The sequence below is a fragment of the Lacibacterium aquatile genome (genome assembly GCF_042683105.1).
GTDB classification, from domain to species: Bacteria; Pseudomonadota; Alphaproteobacteria; order Elsterales; family Elsteraceae; genus Lacibacterium; species Lacibacterium aquatile.
Genome location: NZ_JBHUIP010000001.1, coordinates 114,924 through 138,393 on the forward strand (window position 1 = coordinate 114,924; position 23,470 = coordinate 138,393).

Consider the following 23,470-nt stretch of genomic DNA (forward strand, 5'->3'; position numbering starts at 1 on the left):
ACCAAAAGCTGCAAAAACACGAAAGCTTAAGGCAGCTCCCTCTTCCCCGCCCGCGCCTTCATCACCACGCCATGGGGGTCCTGATGGGTGATGATATGGGCGCCGGGGAAGGCTGCGTGCAGGCGCGCTTCGACGTCATCCGTGATCACATGGGCGTCGATTAGCTTCATCTCGTCCGGGAGTTCCAGGTGAAGCTGGATGAAGGTATCCGGCCCCGCACCGCGCGTACGGATATCATGCACGCCCAGGACACCCGGCGTGGCCGTGACGAGGGACACGATCTCGTTATGCACCGCCTCCGGCAATTCACGGTCCATCAGCATATTGGCGGAGGTGACAACGATGCTCGCCGCCCCTTTCAGGACCAGCGCGCCGGTCAGGCAGGCAAACAGCGGATCGAAGTAGGGCCAGCCGATAAAATGACTTAGGCTCAGGGCCAGAATCACCCCGCCGTTCAGCAGCAGATCGGAGCGGTAATGCAGACTGTCTGCCGCCACCGCAACCGACTGGGTGCGCTTCATCACATAGGATTGGAACGCAACCAAACCGCCCGTAATAATCAAAGCAAAAGCAGCCATCGCGATACCGACCTCGGGCGAAACCGGTGTCTGGGGGGCGATGACCCGTTGCACGGCTTCGGTCAGCAAGAACACGGCCGAACCACCGATCAGGCTCGCCTGCCCCAAACCAGCCAACGCCTCGACTTTACCGTGTCCAAAGCGATGTTCGGCGTCGGGTGGTTTATGAGAATACCAGATGGCGGCAGCATTCATCAGCGACGCACCAACGTCGAGCGCGCTATCCACCAGGGCCGACAGAACCGCGACCGACCCCGTCTGCAAATAGGCAAAAGCATTGCCGGTGACCAGGATGAGCGCGACAGTCACACTGGCCTGCGCCGCAATCCGAGTCAGGCGATTGCGTTCGGCTAAGGTGGCTGATCGCACCGCCGTGGTCATGGATAGAGGCGCCCGGTGGTCCAGCCGCCGCCGTCTACCGCGCTGTAGACGATGCGGTCATGGAGACGAAAAGGCATGGCCTGCCAGAATTCGATTCTGACAGGCGTTACCCGGAAGCCCGACCAATGGGGAGGACGCGGCACGGTTTCACTGGGATATTCCGCTTCGACCTCGGCCACGCGCTTGACCAGCGTGTCGCGCCCGTCGAGCGGTCGGGACTGACTGGACGCCCAGGCGCCAATGCGGCTGCCATAGGGGCGGCTGGCGTAATAGGCGTCGGCCTCTTCCGGCATCACGGGGATAGCAGTCCCCTCGACCCGAACCTGACGCTCCATGGTCTTCCAATGGAACAGCAGCGCGCAGCGCGGATTGCTCAAAAGCTCCCCGCCCTTACGGCTTTCATAGTTCGTGTAGAAGACAAAACCTCGCGGGTCGTAATCCTTCATCAGCACGGCACGCGAGGATGGGAAGCCATCGGGTGTGCTGGTCGCCAGATACATGGCGTTGGGATCGTTGATCTCTTTGGTTTTTGCCTCGGCGAACCAATCGGCGAACAACGCATAAGGATCGGCAACGTCGGGAATGGGATCGGTGCGGGTCGTACCGCCGGTATCGATGGACATGCTGAGGTCCTAGTAGTTTAGGCCAGGAGTGAGCCGTGCCAGATACGAAGAATCGTTACGGCATCGACGCCGACTTCATAAACAATGACATAGGGTGATACGGCAAGCAGTTCTCGCGTATCTGCAAGGCGTCCGACGCGGCCCCGCAAAGGTAAAGCCGCAAGGCTGTCGCCAGCTGTAAAGAGCGCAATGGCCAGCGCCTGAGCCGCTAACGGGTTTACTTGGTTCAAATATGCAGAATGAGCCGCGATATCTTTAACCGCAGGCCCTGTCCAAACGACCCTCACGGCGTCGGCGGATCCTTACGATCTCCCGTAGCGAGGCTTAATAGCCAATCGCGAACCTTTTCATGAGGGATGAGATCACCCTTAGCAGCCGCCAAACGCGCTTCTTCCACGGCCTGACGCAATTGTGCCGTTTCGGGATCGTCATCTATGATTTTGCGGGCCGTCTTCATAGGGGTCAGAATGGCATCAGAATGGCCCCATGTCGACCCCATGGCCCATAAGGGCCTGTCGCCTTACTTCGCCACCGGCAATTGGAGCGCGATCTTGTTCATGAAGGCAACTTCGGAGCCGCTTGTCAGGTCACCTGCGGCCTCAGCCACAGCATCCACCAGGGGGTCGACCCAGGTTTCGGACTTGAAGAAATCACCCAATACATAGGGGCTGACGAGGTTCTTGTCGCCCGGATGGCCGATGCCGAGGCGCACGCGCCAATAGTCCTTGCCGCAATGGGCATCGATGGACTTCAGGCCATTGTGGCCGCCATGGCCCCCGCCCTTCTTGACGCGTACCTTGCCCGGCGGCAGGTCGAGCTCGTCGTGGAAGACGCAGATATTCCCGATAGGGATCTTATAGAAACGCGCGACTGCACCGACGCTGTCGCCCGAGAGATTCATATAGGTCATGGGCTTCAGGACGACGATCTTCTCGCCCGCGATCTCGCCATCGGCGACTTCGCCCATCAGCTTCCGGTCGGCCTTCCAGCCGGAAAAGCGATGGCGGCGGACGATTTCGTCCGCCGCCATGAAGCCGATATTGTGCCGGTTCTTGGCGTACTCGCGGCCGGGGTTACCCAATCCGACAAAAAGCCACATGAACCGAACCGATATCTTTAGACGTTACGCTTCGGCAGCGCCCGACTGCGGAACGATGGTCGCGACGGTGAAGTCGGTCTCGGCGTGCAGCAGCTTTGCGCTCTTCGGAATCTCGATCATCGAGATATGGATCGAAGCGTTGATGTCGTACTTCGACAGATCCACGGTCAGATGATCGGGGATGTCGGCAGCAGCAACTTCGAGTTCGACAGCGTGCAGAACGATGTTCAGCAGGCCGCCCTTCTTGATGCCCGGCGACTTTTCCTGGTTCACGAAGTGAACCGGAACATTGACGCGGATGGTCGAGTCGGCGCTGATGCGCAGGAAGTCGACATGTTCGGGAACGTCCGTCACCGGATGGAACTGGACGTCGCGAGCAAGCGCGCGATGCTTCTTGCCGTCGACAGTGATGTCGAACAGGCGCGAATAGAAGCCGCCACGATGCAGCTCCTTGGTCAGTTCGCGCGGCTCAAGCGAGATCATGAGCGGCTCTTGCTTGTTGCCATAGATGACAGCGGGGATACGACCGGCACGACGGACGGCACGGGCGGCCCCTTTACCGGCCCGGTCACGCGCTTCGGCGTTGAAGACGGAAACTTGCGACATTGCATTACTCACTTAGGTTAAGCGCCGTATCGGAACCATTCCCAATACGGTATCGACGCCGGCCTCCAGGGGTGCCGAACGTCGGATCGGCGGAGAATACGTATTTTCCGCCGAAGATCAATAGAACAGGCTCGAAACCGACTTTTCTTCCGAAACGCGGCGGATGGCTTCGGCAATCAGCGGAGCGATGGTCAGTTGCTGGATATTATGAGCGCCACGCACGGCCTCGGTCGCGCCGATGCTGTCGGTGATGATCAGCTTTTCCAGCGGCGAGTTGGTCACACGCTCGACCGCGCCGCCCGACAGAACGCCGTGGGTCACATAGGCGAAGACCGACTTGGCACCGGCCTTCATCAGAGCCGAAGCGGCATTGCAGAGGGTACCGGCGCTATCAACGATATCATCGACCAGCAGACAGCGCTGCCCCTGCACTTCACCGATGATGTTCATGACTTCCGACACGCCCGCCTTTTCGCGGCGCTTGTCGATGATGGCCAGGTTGCAGTCCAGGCGCTGGGCGATGGCACGGGCACGGACCACGCCGCCGACGTCCGGCGAGACGATGGTGACATCGCTCGTATCCTGGAAGCGCTCCTGGATGTCCTTCACGAACACCGGGGCTGCAAACAGATTGTCGGTCGGGATATCGAAGAAGCCCTGGATCTGACCGGCGTGCAGATCGAGTGTCAGAACACGGTCGGCACCGGCAGTGGTGATCAGGTTCGCCACCAGCTTGGCCGAGATCGGCGTGCGGGGGCTGGAGCGGCGGTCCTGGCGGGCATAGCCGAAGTAAGGAATGACGGTGGTGATGCGGCGGGCCGAGCTGCGCTTCAGCGCGTCGAGCGTCACCAGCAGTTCCATCAGATTGTCGTTGGCCGGGAAAGAGGTCGACTGAACGACGAACACATCCTCGCCGCGGACATTTTCGTGGATTTCCACGAAGACTTCCATGTCCGAGAAGCGCTTAACGCTGGCCCGCGTCAGCGGCAGGTTCAAGTACGCTGCGATCGCCTCGGCCAATGGGCGGTTGCTATTACCGGTGAGAATCTTCATGGCGCGTCCCGAACCCTGATTCACGTATGGAAAACGGCCAAAGCAGAAGGCTTTGACCGTGAGCGCGCGGACCATATCAACGGCGCTCCTGTCTGTAAACCAACTGACACATGTATAGGGGCATGCGTTTTGCGCACCCTTTCCCTCTTTCGTGCGTTAAGCTAGCCCCTGTCAGATTTCCCAGGACTTAGCTTCGCCCTCGTTAGCTCATAGTTAATAAAGAGGTTTCGGGCATGCCTGCAGCCGAAACGCCCCGCCCCGTTGAGCCCTTGCCGATGAAACACGCGTCGCTGCGCCTCAAGTTCGCGCTGCTGGTGATTGCCTTCTTTGCTTTGCCGACCGTCATCGGGGGCGTCGGCCTGCGGGCATTGCAGGAGCTGAACAAGGGCGCCAGTGAGATTTCCGATATCTGGATGGAGCGCCTGCAGGTTGTCGGCAGTCTGCAAAGTCTCTTCTCCGACTATCGTCGCATGGAAATCGGCCATGTCGTCGCCCCGGACCCGAACGAGATGATTTCCATCGCCGGCGCGCTGGCGAATGCCTCCAACACCCTCTCGCAACAGCTGTCGGATTATCGCGAACTCATCAAGAAGTCGGGGCTGCCGATGGATGATGAGATCGAAAAATTTGCGAAAGGCTGGAACGATTATCAGCGTATCTCCTCGCGCATGATCGGGTTGTCCTCGAACGGCCACACCTCAGAGGCAACACTCCTATATCGCGGTGAGTCGCGACAGAAGTACGTCGAATATAACCGCACCCTGGACCTGATCACCAAACGGGACCGGGAACTGGCCGGTCGCGAACGGGCGCGGATCGCCTTGGCATTCGATGAGGCCCGCCAGCTGTTCCTGATTCTGGTCGGGGCGAGCCTGCTGCTGTCCATCGGCGCGATGGTGCTGGTCGCCTTCGACTTCTCGCGACCGCTGCTCAACCTTGAACGGATCATGCGGGCCATCGCCAGCGGCGATATCGATACCGAGGTGTTGCATACCACTCGCCAGGACGAGATCGGAGCCATGGCGCGCACCATTGAGGTCTTCCGCGACAACACCATGGCGCTGACCAACAGCCTGACGCGCGAACGCGAACTGATGGATCAGCAGCGCAATTTCATCACCATGGCCAGCCACGAGTTCCGCACCCCGCTAACCGCCATCGACGGCCATGCCCGGCGGCTGCAGAAACTCGGCAATCGGGTCACGACAGATGATATCGAGGAGCGCTGCGGGCGCATCCGGTCGGCGGTGATCCGAATGACCGACCTGATCGACAGTGTGACCCGCACCGCGCAGTGGGACGATGCCGCCCCGCTCTGCCTGCCACGCCCGCTCGACGTCGTCACTCTGCTGAAGGAAGTGGTCAACCGCTACCGCGATCAGCACCCGCGCCGTACGGTCGAACTGATCCTGGGGCCGCTGCCCGACATCATCGAGGCGGATCCAAAACTGGTTGAACATGCAGTTGGCAATCTCGTGTCAAACGCGCTCAAATACTCCCCGCCGGGCGAACCGGTAACCGTTACTGCGGGGAGTCATGAGGATGACGTGCTGATCTCGGTCATCGATCGCGGCGTAGGCATTCCTGAAACGGAGCGCGACCGGATTCTTGGTCGCTTCTATCGCGCCAGCAACGTCGCCATGACACCGGGAACTGGCGTGGGGCTTTACTTCGTGGACCAGATTGTGCGTATGCATAGCGGTATGCTCGATGTCGACAGCCGCCTTGGCGAAGGATCGCGCTTTACGATCCGCCTGCCGATCCAACAAGCCGTTACCGTCGCTATTCAATGACCGCTAGTCGTTGCCCTGGGGAGAAAAAAACGTGACGTCGAAAATCCTTTGCATTGAAGACGATCCCGACACCCGCGAACTCCTGGTCGAGGAGCTGGAGGAAGCTGGCTACGTGGTCCGATCCGTTGCAGATGGACGCGCGGGCCTGAATGAGGCGCTGTCCTTTCAGCCCGATCTTATCCTGTGCGATGTGCTGCTCCCCGGCATGACCGGCTTTGACTTGTTGGAGCGCCTGACGGCAAGCTCGCCGGGTTACTGGCAGGTGCCGTTCATCTTCCTGACCGCCCTGACCGATCGCGACAATGTGCTCAAAGGCCGCCGTCTGGGCGCCGATGACTATGTGACCAAGCCGATCGATTTCGACATTCTGCTGGAAATCGTGAAGACCCGCCTGTCGCGCGCCGCCGGGCGCCGGGCCGAGATGGCCCAGGTCGGCACCGACCTGACCGAGCGTGAGCTGGAGACCCTGACCTGGGTGTCTCGTGGCAAATCCTCGGCTGAAATCGCGACCGTGCTGGGGATTTCGGAGCGCACGGTGAACTTCCACGTGGAAAACGCCATGCGCAAGCTGGACGTGGTGACCCGCGTGCAGGCCGCCGTCAAAGCTGTGAGCGCCGGTCTGATCAAGCCGTAGCCCTAGCCAATGCTCATTGATTTCGGTCGCCTGACACAGGCGACAGCCTCAAAGCTGACCACGGCCGTCTTGCCGCTGGCGGCGATGGAAGCCCATGGCTCCCATCTGCCGCTCGCGACGGACCGTATTATCATCGAAGCGATCCTGGATCGGGTCGCAACCGCTCAGCCTGTCGCCCGCCTGCCCTGCCTGTGGCTGGGTGCATCGGCGGAGCATGCCGACCGTCCGGGGACCTTGTCCCAGGATGCCGAGGCCATGATCGCCCAGATCCTCGCCATCGGCGAAGGTTTGGCCCGGACCGGCATCACCCGCCTTGTCCTTGCCAACGGCCACGGCGGAAATCGCGCGCTGGCCGAGATCGCTGCCCTGAAACTGCGTACCCGCTGCAAGATGCTGGTCGCCAATGCCCATTGGCTGGACTTCGGCCTGCCTGAAGCGTTCCAGGCCCCAGCCGACCCGGCCCAGGACTGGCACGGCGGCTGGATGGAAACCTCCATCATGCTGGCGCTGGATCCCGGCATGGTCGGCAAGGCGAAATCGAGCCCCGCGATCACGGATGGCCTGCCACCGCTGCTGGCGCCCCAAGGCCCTATCGGCTGGGGGTGGATGACCTCCGACCTCAGCCCCAGCGGCACCATTGGGCGCCCGGAACTAGCATCAGCCCGCATCGGCGAGACGCTGCTGGACCATGCCGCCGACGGCTTCGGCCACCTGCTCGATCAGATGGCGACGGCGCGGAGCCTGAGTTAGGCGCCGTGAATCTGATCCTGCATGTCGAAATCCCCGTGCTCGATATCGAACGGGCGATGGGTTTCTATGCTGCTGTGTTCGGGATCGAGTTCGGCGAGATCGTGGAGATCCACGGCAACCGGATGGCCTATTTCCCCTTCACCTCGGGCATGGATGGTGCCAGCGGCGCGTTGGCCGAGGGCGATGCCTATGTGCCGACTCTTAACGGGGCGATCCTCTATCTTGGCGTTTCGGATATCGACGATACCCTCGCCAAGGCCGAACAGCAGGGGAGCCGCCTGCTGTTTCCCAAAACGGATGTCGGTGACGGGAAGCTGTTCGTTGCCGAGATCAGCGACAGCGAAGGAAATCGCATCGCCATCCAGGCGGCCGCAGGCTAGCTCACCATCACCCAGAGATCGGGATAGAGTTTAACAAAGCCGTTCGGAGCAAGCTCCAGCACCGCCTCATACCCATGATCGGGCGAGACGTAACGATAGGTATGTTCTCCGGTTCGCTCGTACTGCTGGCGCAGTTCCGTGAGGCTCGCCGCTTCATCATCGAGCCAGGCGACCATGAGCTCCGCCGTTTCTCCGATAGCGAGATCCAGACGCCGGATCTGCTGAAAGTTGGTGGCGGGGGTGAAGCCGAAATCGAGATCGATGCAGTGACTGAGACCAACCGATCGCCCATCCAGCGTCCAGCCATGGCCGTCATGCAGGATGAGCCGCTCCACCGGCCGCGCTCCGATCCAGCCGGAGACAATCCCCCGTGTCGGGCGCCAGTCGGCATCAAGAGTGACTGCATAATCGAGTCGGGCTTCATCGCCCTGATGGTCGAAGGAAGCGCGCCCTTCCAGACGATGACCGCTGTCGGCCGCGATCAGGCGAACGCTATCGCGTCCTGTTACGTCCAATCTGCGCCAGGATGCCGTCTGCATCATCGTCACCTCCCGCTTCAAGCAAGCCTGTCATCCCGAACTTGATCCGGGATCTTGGGTGGCCAGTCTCATACCGACTTTTCGACGCAGTCAGTCTACATGAGATCCCGGATCAAGTCCGGGATGACGAGATTTTGTTTGGCGCTCGTCAGTCTCCGCCCAGGGCCAGTTCGCCCAGCATGTGGCCTGCCTTCGTCGCCTTGGCGTTGAGATAGCGGCGGTTCTGGGCGGTGACGGCGCCGAAGATGGCGGTGCGGCTGACGATCTCCAGTCCGGCTTGGCGCAGAGCAGCAACCTTGTCCGGGTTGTTGGTCATCAGCGCCACCCGCTGGAAGCCCAACTGCTTGAGCATCTGGGCGGCAACGTCATAGCGCCGCTCGTCGACGCCGTACCCCAGTAGGGCATCGGCTTCAACCGTGTCCAATCCCTCGTCCTGCAGGCCATAGGCGCGCATCTTGGTGGCGATGCCTGTGCCGCGCCCCTCTTGATCGAGGTAGAGCAGCACCCCGCCCCGCTCCGCCATTTCCCCGACCGCGCGACGCAACTGGTCGCCGCAATCGCAGCGCAGCGAACCGAACAGGTCCCCGGTCAGGCAGGCGGAATGCAGGCGGACATCCACAGGCTCGGATGGATCAGGATTGCCGATCAGGATCGCCACCTGATCGCGCTGAGCGTCGCCGCCCCGGAAGACGACAAACTCGGCGTCGGCAGCCTCCACCAGCGGCACCCGGGCACGGCTGACGATCTCCATTGCCTCGGCAGCCTCGCTGCGGAAGGCGATGATGGCATCTACCGAAACAGAAAGCAGGCCACCCAAGCTCTCGCGCTGTTCGTCCTGCACCTCCACCGCCACCAAGGCGGGCAGCAGCAACGCGAGGCGCATCAGCTCGAGTCCCGCAATCTCGGCAACGCTGGCCGATACCATTGCGGCAGGCTGACGCGGCTGTGGTGCGGCGATCAGGTCGGCAATCAGCGCGAGATTGTCCGCGACCGGCATCCGCATGGCGATATCGCTGGTAATGCCAAGGCGCGAGAGACGCGGCGGCGCCATCACCAGGGAGACTTCCGACGACAGGGACCGCATGTCCTGCAAGAGTGAGAGGTCCGCCAATTCGGCAGAGGCAACCAGCCGCTCGCGATCCGCACCGATGATTCGCACCGGGCGGCCGGCACGAACTTCGGCCAAGGCGCGTTGCACCTCAATCGGTCGACGATTGCGGTCGAGACCGCTAAAGAATGACGGACGTTCCGAGCGTGACGACATCGGCGGCTATCCTCCCCGTTCCTGACGTGACCTAGGAGATACCCGCGAGAGGGCCAAATGGATCAACCCGACACCGAAAATAACTTAGCCGTCACAGAGAATTGGCAGGAGGTGCTTGCCGGGCATCATCCAGACGGCGCGCCGGGCTGGATCGCGCCATTGCTGGACAGCAAAAGCTGGGTCGTGGCCCAGCTCGGTCAGTCGCTCGACGGGCGGATAGCGACCGAAAGCGGCCATTCCCATTATATCAATGGCGCCCCCGCCCTCGATCATCTGCATCGGCTGCGCGCCCTGTGCGATGGGGTGTTGGTGGGCGTGGGCACGGTTCTGGCTGATAATCCGCAGCTGACCGTCCGACGGGTCGCAGGTCCCCAGCCCGCCCGCATCATCCTCGACCCCTCCGGCCGGATGCCTGACGATGTGGCGGCGTTGCGCGACGACGGCGTGCGCCGGATCGTGATCCAGAAAGCCGCCCGCACTCGCCCCGCCGGTATCGAGATACTGCATCTGCCCGATGGTACCGGCCGTATCTCCCCTGAAGCCATCACCCAAGGATTGGCGGAAATGGGGATCGGAAGGGTCTTGGTCGAGGGCGGCGCCGTGACGGTGTCGCGCTTCATCGAAGCTGGCGCGCTCGACCGCCTGCATCTGCTGGTAGCGCCGATGATCCTGGGGTCGGGACGCCCTGGGCTGCAACTGCCCCCCATCGACAAAGTCGATGCGGCCTTGCGCCCGCCGACCCGCTCCTACCCCTTGGGCAATGGCGAGATTCTCTTCGACTGCCAGATGCGAGGATAGGATGCCGGATACGAAGACAATCGAGCGCTACAGCCCATCGCTGAAGATCCTGCATTGGATGATGGCGGCCATGATGCTGACCGCCCTCTGCACCGGCTTTCTCATGATCCGGATCGATGGTGGTTCGCTGCAGAACAGCCTGTTCGACCTGCATCGCTCGCTCGGCGTGACGATCCTGCTGCTGGCGCCGATCCGGGTGGCGGTACATTTCCTTACCCCCCGCCCCGGCCCGGTGCCGGGCCTTGCCCCGATCCAGCAACTGGCGGCCAACGGTGTGCATCTGGCGCTCTATGCCGCCTTCTTCGCCCAGCCGATCGTAGGGCTGATCGGGACCCAGGCCTTCGGCGCCCCGATCCTCGTCTGGAGCCTTGTCGAAGTGCCGGTCTTCTTCCAGAAGGACGAAGCACTATCAAAGCTGCTGCTGGGGCTGCACGGACTTGGAGCCTGGGTCCTACTGGTCCTGATTGGCGCCCATATCGGCGCAGCCCTGCATCATCACTTCATCCGGCGAGACGGCCTGATTCGTCGCATGTTATAACCTTCGACAACCGGAGGTTTTCATGAAGAGGGTATTGTTCTGCGTTCTTGCGCTCACTTGCGCATCAGAAGCTCAGACGGCGACACCGCTGGAAGCATATCTTGCCAAGCGAGATCGGCTCATTGAAGAGATCGACCGGGAAGCGACGTCCCACGACAGCGATGCCGTACTCAAAAAGAACAATCAGGGCCTCGCAGAATTGAAGCCAATGTTACAGAACCTCATAGGTTCAGCGGCCATTGAGGGTTTTGCACCGGAGGGGCAGCTTCATCTGGAAACGCTGATCAAAGAACAGGGGTTCGGTAAGCTCGACGGCTTCTATTATGAGGGCACTGATAGCGGGCGGAGCACCCTTGTGATCTCGACGCAAGCGCTATTACAAACTTGGCTCGACAGCGATCCCGAGCGGCCGAAGTCCATCAAAGAAGCTCTACGTCTGGACAAAACCTACACTTACGCCCTCTCGACCGATTCCGGATTCACCAGCTATGCTGAGCTTCCGGTCGTGCTGCCCGATGGCCAAAGCACTGGAGCTGCGCTGTTGGGGCTTTTTGCTCAGGACTCGAGCCCGGAGATGCCGCAGACCATCATCCTCTCTCTCCTCAGCGGCGACCGGGTCTTCATGCTGCAGACAAATACCGCCGTTCCGGTCGCACCAATTCCGGCGTGCTCGGCAGCCGGTAAAGCTACAGAAGAAGCCAGCCGCCGCGCTTTTGAGGCCTATAATGCGGCTAAGAATAAAGATCCGAAACAACTCGACACTATCTGGGCACTTGAGGAGCAGGCCCATAAAGAAATGGTGGCCTGTATCACCCGCGAATTACCAACGCAGCCCTACTTCCCTGCCTTGGTCGTCCAGACGCAGAAACTGGTCGACAGCCTACTCCGTTAGCTCTAAGCCCGCTTCCAGGCGACCGTCAGAATTCCCGCGCCGATCAGGAAACCACCGCCGATGCGGTTGATGGCCTTCTGGACCGAGGGTCGACCGATCTGGCGCCGGGCCAATGAGGCGAGCGTCGCATAGGTCAGGACATTGACGGTGGCGAGCACCAGGAAGGTCGCCATGAAGATTGCCATTTGCGGCACCACCGGACGCGCCGTATCCAGGAACTGCGGCAGGAAGGCGACGAAGAAGACGATGCCTTTCGGATTCAGCGCGGTCACGGCATAGGCGTTGAAGAAGATTTTCGAGGGGCGCTCGGCCGCCACCGCCGTCACTCCATCGCCCGCCGACACCTGCGCCCGCCATAATTTGATGCCGAGATAGATAAGGTAAGCGGCCCCCACCCACTTCAGCACGGTGAACAGCAGAGCGGAGGCAGCGAGCAAAGCCCCAAGCCCCAGCATCGACGCAGTCATGGCGGTGAAATCGCCAAGAGCGACGCCGGCCACCGTCGCGGCTGCCGCTTTCCGGCCATGGCCGAGAGCATAGGAGATAACCAGCAGAACCGTCGGCCCAGGGATCGCCAGCAGCACGACGGAGGCTGCAACAAACGCCAACCAATGTTCGAAGGACATAACTCTCTCCCTATCCGATTATAAGGATCGAGCAATCCATCGATTTGTCAGCTTGGCAAGGCCAATAAATCCCAGTGGCCGATTGAAGCTTCACCGGCGTTCAGGCGCCGGAAGGCAAGCCAGTCGGCTATCGCATGTCCTGGAACCTGCCCTGTCTCGCCAACAGCGGTGGCAATCCCCTCCAGCAGTTCAGCATGCAGGGGCGTATCGCGCAATCGCCAGGGGCTTGGCTGAATATCAACGCTATAGCCGACTGCTTCCAAACGCTTGCGCACCGCCTCGGTCGCCAGCGGACCCAGCGCGGGGCCTAGGCCCTTATCGGTCTGTTGATGGCGATTGAACGCAGTTGTGATCGCGACATCCAGGTGATGCACCGGATGCCATTCCATCACGCCATCATAATTGAGCGCAGCATAGAGCGGCAGGTTACGAGCGCTTAAGGCATCGCAAAACCGATCCAGCCACTCCTCCGACACCAGATCCAGCAAGGCGGAAGCCGTGACAAGATCGCACGCCACCGCAGGCAAGGGGGTGCCACTCAGGTCGATCTGCGCGGTTTCCACCGCCGGATGCCGGGTCTTGGCTTCCAGCAGCAGACCCAGGTCGGCATCGGCCAGCACCCAGCGTGCCAGCGGCAAGGTTGCCTCAAGACTGCGGAGCGTCGATCCGGTCCCCGCGCCTAGATCCATAACACGCAGATCCCTGGAGCCTCCCCAGGCCCGCAGGCGCGTCAAGAGCCCCGGCGCCCGCGCCGCCAGGTCGGCCGGTTCCCGCAGGGCGAGCCATTGGCTTGAAAAGCCGCTCATACCTTGATCCCCTTTCGAACGAAATCCGCAACGGCTGCCGCACTTCCAGCCCAACTGCCGAAGCGCCCCGCCGCCGTCTTGGCCTTGGCTGACAAGCGCTTACGCGCCCGCCCATCGTCCAGCAACCGGCCGATCTCCTTGGCCATAGCCTCGACATCACCCGGCGGCACCAAGACGGCACAGCCGGAGGACAGAATCTGACCGACGGCCCCGCCCGATGCCGCGACGGTGGGCAAACCACTGGCCACCGCATCCGCCAGCGCCATTCCGAACCCCTCATAATGGGCCGCATGGACAAACAGCGTCGCCTGACCATAGAGCGAATAGAGTTCTTCCTCCGCCTGCTCCCCGACCAGCAGGATGCGAGTCTGCAAACCGACCTGGGCGATTTGACGGCGAAGTGCCTTGACATGGGCCGGGTCACGGAACCCGCCCACGATCCGGCAGATCCAGGGCCGGTCGGCAACCTGCGCCAGGGCAGCGACCAGCACGTCATAACCTTTACGCGGAATGACGCTACCGACCGCCAGCAGCAGATCGGGCCCAAGCGGGATCGACGGTGGATAGACCGTGACCCCCGGCTCGGCCACCAACAGCCGCTTGGCCGAAACCCCAAATTCGCGCAGCAGCGTATCGGCCGTCACCCGACTGGTGCAGATGACCTGTTCGGCCAAGGCCAGGGCAGCCAGCTCCGAGCGGCGCAGCTCCGCCGCCCGCTCCTGCGTCAGGCCGGTTTCCAGGCACAGGGGATGATGGACGAGCGCGACCCAGCGTTTGCGCTGAGCATGCAACCAATCGGGCGGTAGCACACCATAGGCCAGCCCATCGACGATGATCGTGTCGGGACTGTCTTTCAGGGCTTCTGCCGTGGCGGCGAGCGTTGCACGTTTCACGACCGGATAGGTCGTGGGCAGGGTAAGAAGCGGGACATCGAGCCCCGCCTTGCGCCATTCCGCCAGCAGTCGGCTATCGTACACATACCCGCCGGTCGCCTGGTTGATATCGCCAGGAACCGCGAAGGCAAACTCATGCATCGGTGAGCGGACCCTCGAACCAGGCACGCGCCACGTGGCTTTCTTCCAACGTCACCCGCATCCGGCTCAGGCCACCGGCATTAGCGCCAAGATTACCCTGATGGATCGAGATCTTCATGCCTTCGAAGATATGGCGGCACAGGAATTCCGTGGTCGTGATCTCACCCGGCAGCACCGCATCCAGATTGCCGTAGTTCAACGGCGCCAGCACCGCCTTTAGGGCCGTCGCTGCCAAGCCGATATCCACGACCAGATTGTCGGAGTCCAGTTCCTCACGGAAAAACGCGACATCGACGATGAAGGTCGCCCCATGCATCCCCTGGGCCGGGCCAAAGACCGGGCGCGGCAGGCTGTGGGCGATCATGATGTGGTCGCGAACTTCCAAGGCGTACATGGGCTTCCCCTCCCAATTTTGCTTTATCGCTTCAATAGCATAGATATGGTCCCGCACCCCCACCCGTTTCCAGGAGGGCAGGAAGACGAGTCGCCGATTCCTCAAACGGCACCCCTGTACCAACGAAGATATCGAACAAAGGATCACGCAGCAGATCGAGGGCCTTACCCAATCTGCGGGCGTAATCCCAGCGCGGGCGACGGGCCGTTGAAACCGATCCGACCTGCGAGGAAACGAGCCGGATCCGGCCTGCATGGAACCGCCCGCCCAGCGGCACCGTCACGGGCGTCGCGCCATACCAGGACATCTCGACCACCGTTGCCTCGAACCCGGCGCAGGCAATAGCCGTCGAAAGCCCTTCTCCCCGACCGGAAGCATGAAAGACCAGATCACAATCCGTGGGCGGATCGTCGGGTCGGGTCCAGCGGCATTGCAGATGCAGCGCCAGCTCCGCTGCCTTGGGGTCGGGGTCGACCAGCGTTACCTCGGCCCCCGGCAACCGGCTGGCCAGGGCTGCGACCAACCCGCCCACAAGCCCGGCGCCGACAACCGCTATGCGATCTCCTGGTCCCGCCGCGCCATCCCACAAGGCGTTCAGCGCCGTTTCGACATTAGCGGCCAGCATCGCACGGGTGGACGGCACCTCGTCGGGTATCGGGCGCAAGGCTGCCTCCGGTAAATCGATGAGGCTCTGATGCGGGGCCAGGGCGAAGACACGGCGACCGCCCAGGGCGGGCGAGCCGGCCACCACCTCGCCGACCAGGGAGTAGCCGTATTTGACCGGAAAGGGGAAATCCCCCTCCTGAAACGGCGCCCGCATGCGCTGCCATTCGGCCTCCGGCACATGCCCGCCCATCACCAGGCGTTCCGTTCCGCGCGACACACCGCTGTAGAGCGCCCGCACCCGCGCGGCCCCATCTGGCGGCGCGCCGGGCAGATCCACGTCCCGCAGTTCCATTTCGTTCGGCGCGACCGTCCAGAGAGCTTGCGGTTTTTTCATCCTGCCTATCATCCTGTTGCCGCTTCCGACCGTATTCTTAGGAAGTGTCCCCAGCCTGCGAGCCCCGAAGTATGCGAGACAGCGCCGCGTCGACCTCGAGTATTGAGCAGCCGACAATACGTCGGTTGATCGTCTGCGCCCTCAACCTTACGACCTTGGCAGGGGTTGGGATGCTGATGGCCAGATTATTATCGGTCAATGGCTGGAATTGGGCGGAGATGGGCCTGCTCGTCTGCTTCCTGCTCAGCGCTCCCTGGACGATCCTGGGTTTCTGGAACGCCCTCATCGGCTTTCTGCTGCTGCGGTTAACCCGCAACCCTGCAGCCATCGTCAATCCAGCTCTGGCGCGAGCAAGCGAGGCCGATCCGATCCTGGCCCGCACTGCGCTTTTGATGTGCATCCGGCATGAGGATGTTGCCCCGGTTGCCCGGCGCATCGCCCTGATGCGCGCCGACCTGGAAGCCAGCGGCCATGGCCGCGCCTTCCACATCCATCTTCTGTCCGACAGCAGCGACCCCGCCAGCATAGAGGCTGAAGAAGCCGCCATCGCAGCCCTGCGCGCCGCCGATCCTTTCCCCCAGGAGATTCACTACCGCCGCCGCACCGACAACGCGGGCTACAAGGCGGGCAATATCCGCGAGTTCTGCGAGCGCGCGGGTGCCGACTATGACTTCATGGTCACCCTGGACGCTGACAGCCTGATGAGCGCCCCGGCCCTGCTGCGCCTCGTGCGGGTCTGCCAGGCCAATCCGCAGCTTGGAATTCTCCAGACCTTGGCAGTCGGCTTGCCGAGCGACAGTTTCTTCGCCCGCCTGTTCCAGTTCGGCATGCGCCAGGGGATGCGGACCTACACCATGGGCAGCGCCTGGTGGCAGGGCGACTGCGGCCCCTATTGGGGCCATAACGCGCTGATCCGCATCGCCCCCTTCCGCGACCATTGCCATCTGCCGATCCTGCCGGGCAAGCCGCCGCTGGGTGGCCGGATCCTCAGCCATGATCAGGTGGAGGCAGCCCTGATGCGCCGCGCCGGTTTCGAGGTGCGTGTCCTGCCCGAAGAAGGCGGCTCCTATGAAGAAAACCCACCGGCCCTGCCCGATTTCATCACCCGCGACCTGCGCTGGTGCCAGGGCAACATGCAGTATTTCCGCCTGCTGGGCATGAAAGGGCTGCTGCCCGCCTCGCGCATTCAGCTGTTCCTGGCGGTGATGATGTATATCGGCGCGCCTGCCTGGATCATCTTCATTCTGCTGGGTGCTGTTCAACCGTTCCTGCCCCAGACCGGCACCGAGGTATTCCCGGTGGAACTGGGTCTCACCCTCTTCGGCCTGATGTTCGGCATGAGCCTGTCGCCTAAGCTGCTGGGCGTTCTGGATCTGCTGCTGCAGGCGCGGGAACGCCGCCGCTACGGCGGCATTCTGCGGATCACTGCCGGGGCCTTGCTGGAGTTCATCTCCATGACCCTGCTCGCCCCCTCTGTCGCCCTTGCGGAAACCCTGTTCATGGCGGGGCTGCCGTTTGGGCGGGCAGTGATCTGGAGCAGCCAGCGCCGCAGCGGCTATGCCGTCTCCTGGAGTGCCGCCGCCAAGGGCCTCTGGCCACAGTTCGCGCTGGCCGCCGGGCTGCTGGCCATTCTCTGGCACGGCGCACCCGGCGCCCTGCCCTGGGCGGCGCCTTTGCTGGTTGGCTTGTTCGGAGCGATCCCGATCACGGTTCTGACCGCGTCACCCGCCTTTGGCCGCTGGGCGTCACGCTGGCGCATCTGTGCGATCCCGGAGGAATTCGAGGCGGTGGAGATTGTGGAGAAGCTGCAGGGGCGCAAGTTGGAAGCCGCAGAAATCCAACTAAGCCCTGTCATCCCGGCCCCGAGCCGGGATCCGGCCTGACCCTATAGCCGGTCTAAAGCCTTTCAGGGCTGCAACAACCTACGGCCGGATCCCGGGTCAAGCCCGGGATGACAGGCAGAGGGTACCCTAAACCCTAATGCAATTCGTCGAGCGCTGTCGCGCCCTGCCAATGCATGTTGGTGCGGCGGCGATAGATCTTGCAGCGCTCAATCATCGTCTGGGCGGGTTTATCGCCGGGATTGGCGTCGACGCAGCGCTGGAATGCCGCCTCGGCCTTTTCCCAATCGGCGGCGAGATAGAGATCCAAAGCCTCGCCATAGAGGCGGATACCCGCTTCCACATCGCTTAAGCCATCGGCCTCGGGTACCTGGAGGACTTGATAGAGATCGGTTGCCACCGTCTGACCGCGCACCCGCACAGAGTCGAGACGTCGCATGGGAACTTCGCGGGTGATCCCGGCGCGGGTTGTGCCGCAGATGATCACGCTGGCGCCATAGAGCTTGGTCGTGCTTTCGATCCGGCTGGACAGATTGACCGCATCGCCGATGACGGTGAAATCCATGCGCTTGGGCGATCCGATATTGCCCGCGATGACCATGCCGGTACCGATACCGATGCCGATCTTGATCAGGGGCTTGTCTTCCATCGCCCGCCCCTTGTTCAGCATGCCCAGCACGGTGAGCATGTCGCAGGCGGCGCGCAGGGCATTATCGGGGTCGTTACCCGTCGGGAACGGGGCGCCGAACAGGGCCATGATCGCATCGCCGATATATTTATCGATGATGCCCGCGTGGTTGGTGACCACATCCTCCATATAGGAGAAATATTCGTTCAGCATCGTCACCGTTTCCGATGAACCGAGTTGTTCGGAGATGCCGGTGAAGTTGCGGATGTCCGAGAAGAGCACCGTCACCTGCTGGCTGACACCGCCCAACGTGGTATCCGCCTGTTCGATCAGCTTCTCGATAACCTCGGTCGGCATATAGCGCGCCATGGTGCGGCGCAGCTCACGTTCGCGCGACATGTCTTCGAACAGCAGCATGAAGCCCAGCATGGTCCCGCGCCCGTCCGATAGCGGCACGACGGACAGATTGACGGGGATCCAGCTATCTTCGAGAGCGTTATAGAATTCGACGGCAGGCAGCAGACGCTCTTCCAGCGTCTCGGCCACCTGTTCCACCGCATCGGGTAGCCAGCTGTCGAATTCGGTGAAGATATCGGTCAGCGAGCGGCCAATGAAGACATCGCCGTCACGCTTCAGGATCCGGCCCACCGCCTCGTTCGCGTAATTCACGAGCCCGGCGCTGTCGATGGTCATGACACCGTTCGAAAGCGAACGCAGGATGCTTTCGTTGTAGGCCTTCATGCCCAGGATTTCGGTGAGCATGCGGTCATTTTCCGCCGCTATGCCCAACTGATCGGCAAAGCCCTTCAGGCGCTGCTCGTCAACCTCGCTGAAAGGTTCGGAACTGGCGCGATTGTCCACTTCCAGGACGCCGATTGTCTCGCCCTGGGCGGTCCTGATCGGCACCATCATCACATCGCGCGTGCGCCGTCCCAGCCGCCAGTCGATGGCGGGATGGAAGCGAGGATCCTGATAGGGATCATGCATGCGGATGGCTTCAGCCGAGGAGAAAACCGCCCCCGCCAAGCCCTCATTGGCACCGATCCGCACCTCGACGCGGGTGCCGTCACGACCGTCGACGATGGCGCGCAGTTCATGGATCGATCGGTCATGGCGCCAGATCGTGCCCCGGTCCGCCTCCAGCACATCGCAAGCGATGGAGAGAACCTTGCTTAAGGCTTCGTCCGTTTCGTCGTAGACCGTTTCCTCGATCCGCACGAGGCGCGGCACCACATCCGCCATCATGCCCGGCGCGGGCGTCCAGAGGCGCAGCAGGCGGCTGGTCATGTAACTCGCGGCGTGACGCAACAATGGCTCGGCCGCCGGGTCCACAGGCTTCGGGGCTGCAACGATCAGCGTACCGATCTCGCGCCCATCCGCCATCACCAGCTTGGCCGACAATTGATCATGCAGCGTATCGCGGGCAACTTCCGGCTGACCGCGCTCACGCGGGCGATAGGCGAGCATGCTGCCACCGCCGAACAGGGGCGTCAGGCGCAAGCGCAGCGCGCCACCACCGGTCGCGGGCAACATCGCGCGCGCCAGGGCGATCAGGATCGCCATCGGGGACGGGTCTTCAATCGCCGGGAAATCCAGGTCGATCAGGCGTTGCAACGCCATATCCAGGGCGGCTGGCAGATGCGCGGCGAGCGTTTCCCCCGACGCGTCGACGGTCGGACCGCCAAGAACGGTCGATGCGACCGCCTCGATCAAGTCGCCGTTAGCCAGTGCCATGTCCTGCTCCATCAGGTTTCTCGGACGAATTCTTGTTCGCCCCGTACCATGGCGCCGCTTCCGCGGCAAGACGTCTCATATCGAGCGATGCAGCAACGCGGTAGCTGATGGTGCCGTCGCTATTGGCCAAGGCCCCGTCGAACAGAATGTCACCCAGCTCGGAAACCGGCGGCAATGGCGCAAAACTGCGCCCTTCCAGCCTGCGTAGTCCCCGCGCCGCCCCTACAGCGACGGCCACCAGATTTTCCTGTTCGCCCTGCGCATAAACGATGGCCGTGCTGCCCTGCTCCCGCCCTTCGCTCAAGAGGGCAGCGAGGTCCAGCACCTCCAGCTCGACCCCATGCCAGTTCAGCAAGGTCTGGCCTGTTGCGAGCGGCAGGATTTCCCGGCACAGGGAGGTTTCGAACAGCAGCTCGTACCCATCCGACGCGGAGACGGTCAGATAGAGCCCCGTGTCGCCTGCCCCGCCGCTCATACGGTCTCTTCTTCGCCAACGATAGCCAATGCCGAAGCGGGCCTGCCGCTGCGCTTGGCGGTCTGGATCAAGCCGTCGGCATCCAGGATCAGCACCACCCGGCCGTCGCCCAGGATCGAGGCGCCGCCGATAGCGGGGAATTTGGCGATCTCGGGATGCAGATCTTTGAGGAAAACCTCCTGACGGCGTAGCAGCCGGTCCACCTCGATGCCGATGGCCGTATGACCGCTGGAGACCACAGCCAGCGGGAAGCGTGCCCTGGGCGTCGGATCGCTCTCCAGCCCCAGCAGGCTGCCAAGCTGATAGACCGGCAGGAAGATGCCGCGATGCAGGATCGCCCGCTGCCCGCCGACCAGCTGGATCATGTCCGATGTCACATCCTCGACCGCCGAGACGTTACGCTCGGGAATACCTAGCGTCTGTCCCGCGGCCTCGACCAGCAGGGTATTCTGCAAGGATGCTGTCAGCGGCAACTGGAGAATGAAGGTCGTGCCCTTGCCCAGGGTGGAGCGGACATCGATGCTGCCGCCCATGCGGGTGACGGAGGTCAGGACAACGTCCATCCCGACGCCGCGCCCGGAAAGATCCGTCACCACTTCAGCGGTGGAGAAGCCAGCCCGGAAGATGTAGCGGATGATCTCTTCTTCGGTCAGGCGGCGGCTTTCGGCTTCCGAAATCAAGCCGCGCGACACGGCCTTCTGGCGCACCACCTCGATATCGATGCCGCGCCCGTCGTCAATGATCTCGATAACCGCTTCGCTGGACCGCTGAACCGCGCGCAGGGTCAGGCTAGCACGCGGGGGTTTACCCGCGCGCTTGCGATCAGCCGGCGTTTCGATCCCATGGTCGATGGCATTGCGGACCATATGCATCAGCGGGTCGATCAGCAGATCGACCATGCTCTTATCGATACGGACTTCGCGCCCTTCGAGATTAAGCGCGACATCCTTGTCCTGGCTCTGCGCCAGATCACGCACCACGCGCGGGAAGCGGTTGAAGACCGTATCCAGCGGCACGACACGCAGGTCGAGGGCGACGGAATGCAGCTGCACCAGCGCGCCATCCAGACGCTGATCAAGGTCGCGTACCTTGCGCTGATGGCTGTCGATGGTCGCCAGTGCCGTGCTGAGTTCGCTGGCCACGTGGGCTGGCAGCTCGCCCAGAGTCTGGCGGATCCGCGTGATGGCGCTCGCCACCTCGCCATCATCGGCCAGCAGAGTCAGGCCGGTCGCGATGACACGCAGTTCACCGATCTGCACCATGAAGCGATCGATCGAGTCGGAACGGACGCGCAGCACCATGCCGCCCTGACCGCGCTGCTGCGCAGGACCAGCCCGTTCCACCGCCTGCTCTTCGACAACCGGAGCGGCGGCAGTGACGATTTCCTCGTCTTCTTCCTCGGTCCCCAGCAGGACGATACCGGCGGGTTCTTCGGTCAACTGCCGCAGCAGACGCAGGCAGCGCTGGCGCGGATCGATCTGCGCCAGCATCTCCGTCACCTGCTCCGGCGCATGGAACGACAGGACCAGGAACTCGAACCAGCTCTCGTGCCCGCGCAGGACGGTGCGGTTGGTGATTGCCTTCGCCTCGCCCGTCAGCCAGCCGACAATGGTGCCCGCGATATCCGTATCGGCTTCCAGATGCAGCAGCATCGTATAGGCGGTGAACCCCGCCTCCAGCATCTCTTCGACCTGCGGGACCTGATCGCCCGTCAGCGCCTCGAACAGCTGCCCGCGGATATAGGCCGAACCGACGAGGCGTCCTTCCGCCGGTCCCCGCGCCGCACCGGCAGCCAGCGCCCCCCGGAAGGTTGCCGCCAGTTCCTCGCTCTCGCTTTCCGAGATATCGCTGTCGCGATAAAGCCCAGGCTGGAACGGCAGACGCGGATCGACCGCTTCCAGGATCGCGCGGGTAGCAGCAAGGGTTTCCGTCGTGGGCGTCACGGCCCCCTGGGCAGCACGCGCGAACAGATCTTCAACCAGCGCCAGCAGATCGGCGGCCAGCTGATGCCCGAGGCACCCCAGCGCGATCCCGGCGATCTTGGAAAGGCTGACGATTTCGGCGGCATCCGCCTCGGACGGTATGCCGCCCTCTTCGATCAACGTCAGCTCCACATGGCTGACGGCATTCGACAGATCCTGGATCAGCGTCGCGACCGACGGCCCCAGGGCAACGGTAAGGGCCGATGCAAAAGCCGCCACGCCCACATCGGCACCGACAGCCTCGCCCAGCAACTCGGCCTGGGTCCGCAATTGCCCCAGCAGTGGCAGCAGTTCGCGCCGGACCTCATCCGTCACCGACCGGTCGGCGGGCAGCAGCGTCTCGATCCCCTTGAAGGTCTCCGCCAGCGCCTCGAATTCCATGACATCGGCGCCATGGGCCAGCGACTGGACGGCGTCCAGGATCTGCTCGCGCACCGCCGGTTCATCGACCTGGGGCGACACCGCCAAGGCCACATCGGGCAAGCGCTGCCCCATGACATCGGCAAAAACGCTTAAAAGCTCGACATCCTCGTGAAGTTCGGAGGCCGATATGCCGGTCGACGCCACACTTGGTGCGAGCTCCGAACCGCCTCCACCACCGCCCGACGATGCCTCAGGCACGGCCGACTTCAGGAGGCCATAGACGCGATCCAGCATCGCGACGATTTCTGCAGGCGCCTCGACGTTCTGGCGGCTGACCACCACGTCGGCCCGCAGGCGTTTCAGGGCATCGACGGCCTGGAGCAGGATATCGACGACCGCTTCCTCGAGCTGCGCGTGACCCTCGCGCACCAAACCGAGGATATTTTCCGCCCCGTGGGAAATCTGCTCCATCCCCCCCACATCCATCGCCCGGGCAACGCCCTTGACGGAATGGAACGAGCGGAACAATTGCGCGATGTCTTCGGACGAAAGACCGCTGCCAGCCCCCGCGAGCAAGGGTTCGAGAAGCTCGATATGCTCCTCGGTCTCATTCGCGAATTCCTGCCAGAGGGTTTCGGCCACATCCATCGCGGGCGCCC

At 62.6% G+C, this 23,470-nt stretch carries 24 protein-coding genes; 8 read left to right on the plus strand and 16 right to left on the minus strand.

Annotated features, from left to right (window positions below; all coding sequences use genetic code 11):
• Positions 1-26: 26 nt before the first annotated feature.
• From ACFSM5_RS00595 to ACFSM5_RS00620, 6 genes are all read right to left on the minus strand, one after another.
• A complete protein-coding gene (locus ACFSM5_RS00595) occupies positions 27-959 on the minus strand; it encodes a cation diffusion facilitator family transporter (protein ID WP_379874020.1) in 933 nt (310 codons plus the stop codon).
• Positions 956-1,582, minus strand: a complete 627-nt coding sequence (gene pdxH, locus ACFSM5_RS00600) for a pyridoxamine 5'-phosphate oxidase (RefSeq protein WP_379874022.1) — start codon at positions 1,580-1,582, stop codon at positions 956-958. Before pdxH ends, ACFSM5_RS00595 begins: the two co-directional genes overlap by 4 nt.
• 17 nt (positions 1,583-1,599) lie before the next feature.
• Positions 1,600-1,869 (minus strand): type II toxin-antitoxin system RelE/ParE family toxin, encoded by a 270-nt coding sequence (locus ACFSM5_RS00605; protein ID WP_379874025.1) that lies wholly within the window; start codon positions 1,867-1,869, stop codon positions 1,600-1,602.
• A 233-nt stretch (positions 1,870-2,102) separates the two neighbouring features.
• Entirely contained in the window at positions 2,103-2,681 is a 579-nt protein-coding gene (gene pth, locus ACFSM5_RS00610) for an aminoacyl-tRNA hydrolase (protein WP_379874028.1), read from the minus strand.
• Positions 2,682-2,705: 24 nt separating this feature from the next.
• Positions 2,706-3,287 carry a 50S ribosomal protein L25/general stress protein Ctc gene (locus ACFSM5_RS00615; RefSeq protein WP_379874031.1) on the minus strand — a complete coding sequence of 194 codons (582 nt, stop codon included), beginning with the start codon at positions 3,285-3,287 and terminating at the stop codon, positions 2,706-2,708.
• 117 nt (positions 3,288-3,404) lie between these two features.
• Complete coding sequence (locus ACFSM5_RS00620; RefSeq protein ID WP_379874034.1) at positions 3,405-4,340, minus strand: ribose-phosphate pyrophosphokinase; 936 nt, start codon at positions 4,338-4,340, stop codon at positions 3,405-3,407.
• A 233-nt stretch (positions 4,341-4,573) separates the two neighbouring features.
• Between ACFSM5_RS00620 and ACFSM5_RS00625 the strand changes: the two genes are divergently transcribed.
• From ACFSM5_RS00625 to ACFSM5_RS00640, 4 genes are read left to right on the plus strand one after another with little or no spacing between them, the layout of a single operon-like run.
• Entirely contained in the window at positions 4,574-6,133 is a 1,560-nt protein-coding gene (locus tag ACFSM5_RS00625) for a sensor histidine kinase (protein ID WP_379874037.1), read from the plus strand.
• A 31-nt stretch (positions 6,134-6,164) separates the two neighbouring features.
• Positions 6,165-6,767: a response regulator transcription factor gene (locus tag ACFSM5_RS00630; RefSeq protein ID WP_379874039.1), complete on the plus strand. Its 603-nt coding sequence runs from the start codon at positions 6,165-6,167 to the stop codon at positions 6,765-6,767.
• Positions 6,768-6,776: 9 nt separating this feature from the next.
• On the plus strand, positions 6,777-7,517 hold the full coding sequence (locus ACFSM5_RS00635; protein WP_379874042.1) for a creatininase family protein: 741 nt from the start codon (positions 6,777-6,779) through the stop codon (positions 7,515-7,517).
• 5 nt (positions 7,518-7,522) lie between these two features.
• Positions 7,523-7,897, plus strand: a complete 375-nt coding sequence (locus tag ACFSM5_RS00640) for a VOC family protein (protein WP_379874044.1) — start codon at positions 7,523-7,525, stop codon at positions 7,895-7,897.
• Here the strand turns inward: ACFSM5_RS00640 and ACFSM5_RS00645 are convergent.
• On the minus strand, positions 7,894-8,439 hold the full coding sequence (locus ACFSM5_RS00645; protein WP_379874047.1) for a putative glycolipid-binding domain-containing protein: 546 nt from the start codon (positions 8,437-8,439) through the stop codon (positions 7,894-7,896). The two genes, ACFSM5_RS00640 and ACFSM5_RS00645, sit on opposite strands and share 4 nt — an antisense overlap.
• 145 nt (positions 8,440-8,584) lie before the next feature.
• Positions 8,585-9,700 carry a GTP cyclohydrolase II RibA gene (ribA, locus tag ACFSM5_RS00650; protein ID WP_379874050.1) on the minus strand — a complete coding sequence of 372 codons (1,116 nt, stop codon included), beginning with the start codon at positions 9,698-9,700 and terminating at the stop codon, positions 8,585-8,587.
• A 57-nt stretch (positions 9,701-9,757) separates the two neighbouring features.
• Between ribA and ACFSM5_RS00655 the strand changes: the two genes are divergently transcribed.
• From ACFSM5_RS00655 to ACFSM5_RS00665, 3 genes are read left to right on the plus strand one after another with little or no spacing between them, the layout of a single operon-like run.
• Complete coding sequence (locus ACFSM5_RS00655) at positions 9,758-10,498, plus strand: RibD family protein (RefSeq protein WP_379874053.1); 741 nt, start codon at positions 9,758-9,760, stop codon at positions 10,496-10,498.
• A 1-nt stretch (position 10,499) separates the two neighbouring features.
• Positions 10,500-11,036 carry a cytochrome b gene (locus ACFSM5_RS00660; protein ID WP_379874056.1) on the plus strand — a complete coding sequence of 179 codons (537 nt, stop codon included), beginning with the start codon at positions 10,500-10,502 and terminating at the stop codon, positions 11,034-11,036.
• A 22-nt stretch (positions 11,037-11,058) separates the two neighbouring features.
• A complete protein-coding gene (locus tag ACFSM5_RS00665) occupies positions 11,059-11,928 on the plus strand; it encodes a hypothetical protein (protein WP_379874059.1) in 870 nt (289 codons plus the stop codon).
• A gap of 2 nt (positions 11,929-11,930) precedes the next feature.
• On the opposite strand, the gene ACFSM5_RS00670 is transcribed toward ACFSM5_RS00665, so the two are convergent.
• From ACFSM5_RS00670 to ACFSM5_RS00690, 5 genes are read right to left on the minus strand one after another with little or no spacing between them, the layout of a single operon-like run.
• Positions 11,931-12,554: a LysE family translocator gene (locus tag ACFSM5_RS00670; protein ID WP_379874061.1), complete on the minus strand. Its 624-nt coding sequence runs from the start codon at positions 12,552-12,554 to the stop codon at positions 11,931-11,933.
• Positions 12,555-12,601: 47 nt separating this feature from the next.
• Positions 12,602-13,360, minus strand: coding sequence for a methyltransferase domain-containing protein (locus ACFSM5_RS00675; RefSeq protein ID WP_379874063.1), 759 nt, complete (start codon positions 13,358-13,360; stop codon positions 12,602-12,604).
• Positions 13,357-14,394, minus strand: coding sequence for a glycosyltransferase family 4 protein (locus tag ACFSM5_RS00680; protein WP_379874065.1), 1,038 nt, complete (start codon positions 14,392-14,394; stop codon positions 13,357-13,359). The genes ACFSM5_RS00675 and ACFSM5_RS00680 overlap by 4 nt, the downstream gene beginning before the upstream one ends.
• The gene (locus ACFSM5_RS00685; protein ID WP_379874067.1) at positions 14,387-14,788 is read right to left on the minus strand and encodes a 6-pyruvoyl trahydropterin synthase family protein; all 402 of its coding nucleotides are present in this window, start codon (positions 14,786-14,788) and stop codon (positions 14,387-14,389) included. Before ACFSM5_RS00685 ends, ACFSM5_RS00680 begins: the two co-directional genes overlap by 8 nt.
• Positions 14,789-14,819: 31 nt before the next feature.
• On the minus strand, positions 14,820-15,788 hold the full coding sequence (locus ACFSM5_RS00690; protein WP_379874069.1) for a zinc-dependent alcohol dehydrogenase: 969 nt from the start codon (positions 15,786-15,788) through the stop codon (positions 14,820-14,822).
• A 71-nt stretch (positions 15,789-15,859) separates the two neighbouring features.
• Between ACFSM5_RS00690 and mdoH the strand changes: the two genes are divergently transcribed.
• Complete coding sequence (gene mdoH, locus ACFSM5_RS00695) at positions 15,860-17,671, plus strand: glucans biosynthesis glucosyltransferase MdoH (protein ID WP_379874071.1); 1,812 nt, start codon at positions 15,860-15,862, stop codon at positions 17,669-17,671.
• A gap of 94 nt (positions 17,672-17,765) precedes the next feature.
• Here mdoH and ACFSM5_RS00700 read toward each other — a convergent pair whose 3' ends face one another.
• The 3 genes from ACFSM5_RS00700 to ACFSM5_RS00710 are packed head-to-tail and all read right to left on the minus strand — an operon-like array spanning position 17,766 to position 23,459.
• The gene (locus ACFSM5_RS00700; protein WP_379874073.1) at positions 17,766-19,991 is read right to left on the minus strand and encodes an adenylate/guanylate cyclase domain-containing protein; all 2,226 of its coding nucleotides are present in this window, start codon (positions 19,989-19,991) and stop codon (positions 17,766-17,768) included.
• The gene (locus tag ACFSM5_RS00705; protein WP_379874075.1) at positions 19,978-20,466 is read right to left on the minus strand and encodes a hypothetical protein; all 489 of its coding nucleotides are present in this window, start codon (positions 20,464-20,466) and stop codon (positions 19,978-19,980) included. The genes ACFSM5_RS00700 and ACFSM5_RS00705 overlap by 14 nt, the downstream gene beginning before the upstream one ends.
• The gene (locus ACFSM5_RS00710) at positions 20,463-23,459 is read right to left on the minus strand and encodes a chemotaxis protein CheA (protein WP_379874077.1); all 2,997 of its coding nucleotides are present in this window, start codon (positions 23,457-23,459) and stop codon (positions 20,463-20,465) included. The genes ACFSM5_RS00705 and ACFSM5_RS00710 overlap by 4 nt, the downstream gene beginning before the upstream one ends.
• Positions 23,460-23,470 lie beyond the last annotated feature (11 nt).